4 protein-coding genes and 1 pseudogene are annotated in these 6,000 nt (G+C 58.0%); 3 read left to right on the top strand and 2 right to left on the bottom strand.

Translation table 11 applies throughout. The annotated features are described in order from the left end of the window. A pseudogene (locus tag AACS24_RS21765) lies at positions 1 to 219 on the bottom strand (glycosyltransferase family 9 protein); the annotation flags it as partial. 70 nt (positions 220 to 289) lie between these two features. Then, positions 290 to 1,171, bottom strand: coding sequence for a LysR family transcriptional regulator (locus AACS24_RS01885; protein WP_108572186.1), 882 nt, complete (start codon positions 1,169 to 1,171; stop codon positions 290 to 292). 155 nt (positions 1,172 to 1,326) lie between these two features. Between AACS24_RS01885 and AACS24_RS01880 the strand changes: the two genes are divergently transcribed. The 3 genes from AACS24_RS01880 to focA all read left to right on the top strand — a co-directional run bounded on the left by AACS24_RS01880 (position 1,327) and on the right by focA (position 5,979). Further along, on the top strand, positions 1,327 to 2,760 hold the full coding sequence (locus tag AACS24_RS01880; RefSeq protein ID WP_108572185.1) for a glycoside hydrolase family 1 protein: 1,434 nt from the start codon (positions 1,327 to 1,329) through the stop codon (positions 2,758 to 2,760). Between the two features lie 216 nt (positions 2,761 to 2,976). After that, positions 2,977 to 4,737: a 30S ribosomal protein S12 methylthiotransferase accessory factor YcaO gene (gene ycaO, locus AACS24_RS01875; RefSeq protein ID WP_108572184.1), complete on the top strand. Its 1,761-nt coding sequence runs from the start codon at positions 2,977 to 2,979 to the stop codon at positions 4,735 to 4,737. A 393-nt stretch (positions 4,738 to 5,130) separates the two neighbouring features. Next, on the top strand, positions 5,131 to 5,979 hold the full coding sequence (gene focA / locus AACS24_RS01870; RefSeq protein ID WP_041210327.1) for a formate transporter FocA: 849 nt from the start codon (positions 5,131 to 5,133) through the stop codon (positions 5,977 to 5,979). Positions 5,980 to 6,000: the final 21 nt, after the last annotated feature.

Below are 6,000 nucleotides of genomic sequence, written 5' to 3'. Positions count from 1 at the left end.
GGGGTGGGACTTTTGTACTTGCTGCAGGAAGGGGAGCAAAAAGAGGTTGTTGCCAATCCGGTTGTTGCTGCGTACCACAAGAATGCGGCGAGGGGGCGCTTCACCGGGTAGCAGCAGGGAGCCTCGGGCCAGCCAAGCGAGGAGCGAGCGCTCGATGCCGGATGTCCATTGGCGACGCTGACCATCGAAGCGGCGCAGTATGTCTCTGACTTTTTTCATGGGGGCGTACTCGGGCTGAGAAGAATGCCCCCTAAATAGACACAGGGATTCTTAAGAAATTATTAATTCTTTAATCAGGGGGGGGATTTTCCCCCGTTATGTGATCGGTAACCGTCTGCCAGAAGGCGTCAGCCAGTGGAGAGTGACTATTTGGGGGACGGATGAGGCCAATCGCCCAGCACGCCTCGTCCTCCGTTAAGGGCAAGGTGAGCACATCCGGGTGCTCTATGGTGGTGGAGGAGGGGACCAGGGTCCAGGCGATCCCGGCGGCGGCGGTAGCGACGCCGGCTGCAAAGTCATTGACATACTGGATCCCCTGAAAGCGCAACCCGCTCTGGGCCAGATAGTTCATCAGGTGATCGTAAAACGACGGCGCCTTGTCCCGGCGCAGGATCGCCAGTGGTTTGTCCACCAGATCTGCCAACTCCCTCACCTCTCGATAGCTGGCGGGCAGCACGGCAACGAAGTGGGCTCGCTCCACCTGCATGGTGTGCCACCCCTTGGGGGCGGGCAAGCGGCAAAAACCCAGATCCAGCTTGCCCTCGCTTAACGCCAGCAACTGGTGGTGGGTGGAGAGATCGTTGAGCTCAATGGTCACCTGCGGTCGTTCGGCGCGAAAACGGGCGATGACCGCAGGTACCAGGATCTTGGTGGCGACGCCAAAACCGATACGCAGGGTGCCGACGTTGCCCGCCAGCACATCGCGGGCGGTGCGCGAGAGCTGCTCGCTCTGGATGACCACGGCGCGGGCATCCTCATAAAGGGCCCGCCCCAGCACAGTGAGGCGGGTGGTGCTGGCGTTACGCTCGAACAACTCGCCGCCGAGCTCCTCCTCCAGCCGCCTTATCTGCTTGCTCAGCGCCGACTGGGTGACATGCTGGCGCACCGCCGCCTGGCCGAAATGCAACACCTCGCCCAGAGTGACGAAGGCCTTCAGATCACGTAGCTCCACAGCGCTCCTTCATTCCTTATGGGAATATTGAATGGTCATATTTGTCATTGGACGGAATTCTAGAACTGTTCGATGCTATTGCCAATTCAATTGGGTGCCGCCAGTCGGCGCAATCGAGGTGGCCAGGACCACCGCCGCAGAAGGAGCAACACCAGATGCATCACCACAAGTTCAACGACTTTCCTAGCGATTTTCTGTGGGGCGCCGCCTCTGCCGCCTATCAGGTGGAGGGGGGCTGGAATGCCGATGGTAAGGGGCCCTCGGTGTGGGATCTCTTCACCAAGCTGCCGGGCAAGACTTTTGAGGGGAGCAACGGCGATGTGGCGGTGGATCACTACCACCGCATGGAAGAGGACGTCGCGCTGATGGCCGAGATGGGGCTCAAGGCCTATCGCTTCTCGGTGAGCTGGCCGCGTATCTACCCCACCGGTCGGGGCGAGGTGAACGAGGCTGGTCTGGCTTTTTACGAGACGCTGATCGATACCCTCTTGGCCTACCAGATCGAGCCGGTGCTGACCCTCTACCACTGGGATCTGCCGCAGGCGCTGCAGGATGAGTACGGCGGCTGGGAAGACCGACGTATTATCGAGGATTTCGAGCGCTACTGCGTGACCCTCTATCAGCGCTTTGCCGGCAAGGTGAAGTATTGGGTCTCCCTCAACGAGCAGAACTACAACCTGACCAACGCCTATCAGCTCGGCACCCATCCGCCGGCTGTGCAGGACCGCAAGCGCTTCTTTGCCGCCAACCATATCGCGTTTCTCGCCAATGCCCGTGCTATCAAGGCATTTCGCCAGTATGTGCCGAATGGCTTGATTGGCCCGAGCTTTGCCTATTCCCCTGCCTATCCGGCATCGTGCGACCCGAAAGATATGCTGGCCTTTGAGAACGCCGAGGAGTTCAACAACCTCTGGTGGCTGGATGCCTACTGCTTTGGCCGTTATCCGCAGGCTGCGCTCGCTTACTTACGGGAAAACGGCGAGGCGCCCGAGATCCTGCCGGGCGATATGGAGTTGCTGCGCGAAGGGACGCCCGACTACATTGGCGTCAACTACTACTACACCCTGACCTACACCGATAACCCCTTGGACGGTCAGACCCTGCAGCGCATTAACACCACCGGCAAGAAGGGCACTACGCCGTCGAGCGGCATTCCCGGCCTCTACAAGACGGCGCCCAATCCGCACCTTGAGACCAGCAACTGGGATTGGGCCATCGATCCGACCGGGATGCGCATCGCCCTGCGTCGCCTCTCTTCCCGCTACGGTCTGCCTCTGATGATCACCGAGAACGGCCTTGGCGAGTTCGACAAGCTGGAGACGGGCGACAAGGTGAACGATGAGTACCGCATCGATTATCTGCGCAGCCACATCAAGGCGTGCCAGGAGGCGATGCAGGACGGGGTGGAACTGCTCGGTTACTGCGCCTGGTCGTTCACTGACATCCTGAGCTGGCTCAACGGCTACCAGAAGCGTTACGGCTTCGTCTATGTGGAGCGTGACGAGCAGGGGGGCTCCCTTCGCCGGATCAAGAAGGCGAGTTTCCACTGGTACAGCCAGGTGATTGCCAGCCAGGGCAAGCAGCTCTGACGGTTGATCGCTTCCTGTAACAACGGGCCCGGGTAATCCCCGGGCCCGTTTGCGTTAGTTGCCATCTTTGGCCGAGAGAGGAGAGGGCGCTGGGGTCTGCAGGCGTCGGAAGTGGAGCGCATTGCTTACCGTTTGCTGATTTTTGTCCTGCCAAAGCCGGCGACCCCTGCTATTATCTGCGGCCAAACATGAGCCAATAAAAATCAGGATATCGTGATGACTGACCACACTTTTATTCCCGGCAAGGACGCGGCGCTGGAAGACTCCATCGAACGCTTCCAGACCAAGCTGCAAGCGTTGGGCTTTGATATTGAAGAGGCCTCCTGGCTCAACCCCGTGCCGAACGTCTGGTCGGTGCATATTCGAGACAAAGAGTGCGCCCTCTGCTTCACCAACGGCAAGGGTGCCAGCAAGAAGGCGGCACTTGCCTCCGCTCTGGGTGAGTATTTCGAGCGTCTCTCCACCAACTACTTCTTCGCCGACTTCTATCTGGGCGAGCAGGTAGCGAACGGCGATTTCGTTCACTACCCGAACGAGAAGTGGTTCCCCATCGAGGGGGATCAGCTGCCAGCCGGTCTACTCGACAGCTTCACCCGCAAGTTCTATAACCCGGACGGTGAAGTGACCGCCGAGATGCTGGTGGATCTGCAATCGGGCAACGAAGAGCGCGGTATCGTCGCCCTGCCGTTCGAGCGCCAGTCCGATCACGAGACCGTCTACATCCCGATGAACATCATCGGCAACCTTTATGTCTCCAATGGCATGAGCGCCGGCAACACCAAGACCGAAGCGCGTACTCAGGCGCTCTCCGAGGTATTCGAGCGCCACGTGAAAAACAGGATCATCGCCGAGGCGCTGAGCCTGCCGCAGATCCCGAGCGACGTGATTGCCCGTTATCCGGGGATTGCTGCCTCCATCGCGGCGCTGGAAGCGGAAGGTTTCCCGATTTACAGCTTCGATGCCTCCCTGGGTGGCCGCTATCCGGTCATCTGCGTGGTGCTGCTCAACCCGAGCAACGGCACCTGCTTTGCCTCCTTCGGCGCCCATCCGCGCTTTGAAGTGGCCTTCGAACGTACCGTGACCGAGTTGCTGCAGGGCCGTGGCCTCAAAGATCTCGACGTGTTTGTACCGCCCTCATTCGACAACGAGCAGGTAGCGGATCACCACAACCTCGAGACCCACTTCATCGACTCTTCCGGCCTTATCAGCTGGGATCTGTTCAAGGAAGAGGCCGACTTCGAGTTTGCCGACTGGGACTTCCGCGGCACTTCGCAGGAGGAGTTCGACCATCTGATCGGCATCTTCCACGAGCTGGAGCAGCCGGTCTATATCGCCGATTACGAGCACCTGGGCGTCTACGCCTGCCGCATCCTGGTGCCCGGCATGTCCGACATCTATCCGGCCGAAGATCTGCTGCTGGCCAACAACACCATGGGTGCCCATCTGCGCGAGACCATCCTGGCGCTGCCATCACTTGATTGGGATGCCGAGCAGTATATGGCGTTGTTTGATCAACTGGACGAAGAGGGGCACGACGAGCGCACCCGAGTGCGTGAGCTGCTGGGCATCGCTGCCGCCAAGGGCACAGCTCTGCACACCCTGCGGGTGGGTGAGCTGAAAGCCATGCTGGCGCTGGCTGCCGGTGAGCTGGAGACCGCGCTGGATCTCATCGACTGGACCATGGAGTTCAACCAGTCGGTGTTCCCGGCCGAGCGTGCCAGCTACTATCGTGCCCTGCGCGCCTGTGTCGAGCTTTTCCTCGACGAGGAGCGCGACCCCGAGCAGTATCGCGCCGTCTTCACCCGCATGTATGGCGAAGAGACGCTGGCACAGGCCTGGGCCAACGCCAGTGGCGAAGCGTGTTTCCACGGGCTGGAAGCAGCTGACTTGTCGCTTGTCCAATTCCCGCTGCACCAGAAGCTGCTGGCGGCCTACGAGAAGCTGCAAAAGGCCAAGCGTGCCCATCAGTGGTCATAAAAGATACATTGACAATGAGTGAGTAAAGGAGGGGCCGGTTGGCCCCTTCTGTTTGATGCAGATAAGCGATGTCGTTGTTATTCAAAGATGAAATAAAAAACAAAAAATACCTCTAAGGGGGTTGCAGGTAGGGCAGGGGGCATGCTTGGGAACTGCAAAGATATCTTGCCAATGCATGGTTTGTGTGGCGAACTATAAATTCTTTAAAATCATTATATTAAAAATCCAACACTTCTGTTTCAGCTGAAACCTGGTGTAAACTGGCGTAGCCATGCGGCTCAAATATTTGTAGTAAAATTACAATCGCACACTGATAAATTTGATCGATGTCAATTTTGGCCATTTGGCCCTTTGTTATGATTTCAACAGGCAAAACATTCAGGTAGATCATAATTGAAAGCTGAATCCCCATTCGATTGTCTCAAGCCCGAAGCCATCGCTGCACTGGCTGAAGACATCACCTACGCCAAGGCTACCAAGCCGGCATACAAGGTCATTCCACTGGCCATTACCGCAGGCGCTTTCATCGCCATCGCATTTATCTTCTACATCACAGTGACTACCGGAACCGGTTCCATGCCTTGGGGTATGGCCAAGCTGGTTGGCGGTCTCTGCTTCTCTCTCGGACTTATTCTCTGCGTACTGCTCGGTGCCGAGCTGTTCACCTCCACCACCCTGACGCTGGTAGCCAAAGCGGCCAACCGGATCAGCTGGGCCCAGCTGCTCAAGAACTGGGGGCTGGTCTACTTCGGCAACCTGATTGGCGGTCTGCTGATGGTGGCGCTGATCATCGTTTCTGCCGAGTACACGGCAGCAGACGGCCAGTGGGGTCTGAATGCCCTGAAAGTGGCTCAGCACAAAATTCACCACACCTTCTTCGAAGCAGTGGCGCTCGGTATTCTCTGTAACCTGATGGTATGTCTGGCTGCATGGATGGCATTCGGTGCCCGCAGCGCGACTGACAAGGTAGTGGTTATGCTGCTGCCGGTTGCCATGTTCGTTGCCTCAGGTTTCGAGCACAGCATCGCAAACATGTTTATGATTCCGGTTGGCATCGCTATCCATAGCGTGGCTGGCCCGGAGTTTTGGCAGGCCATCGGCCAGGATCCGGCAACCTTTGCTGACCTGACCGTATCCAACTTCGTCCTACACAACCTCATCCCTGTTACCATCGGCAATATCATCGGTGGTGGCGTGATGGTTGGTCTGACTTACTGGTTTATCTTCCGTCGTCATCATTAAGGATGATTGCGGGATACTACA

Source organism: Aeromonas sp. HMWF016 (assembly GCF_963878195.1).
Classification (GTDB): Bacteria; Pseudomonadota; Gammaproteobacteria; order Enterobacterales; family Aeromonadaceae; genus Aeromonas; species Aeromonas lacus.
This window is presented reverse-complemented; position numbering and strand designations above follow the sequence as displayed.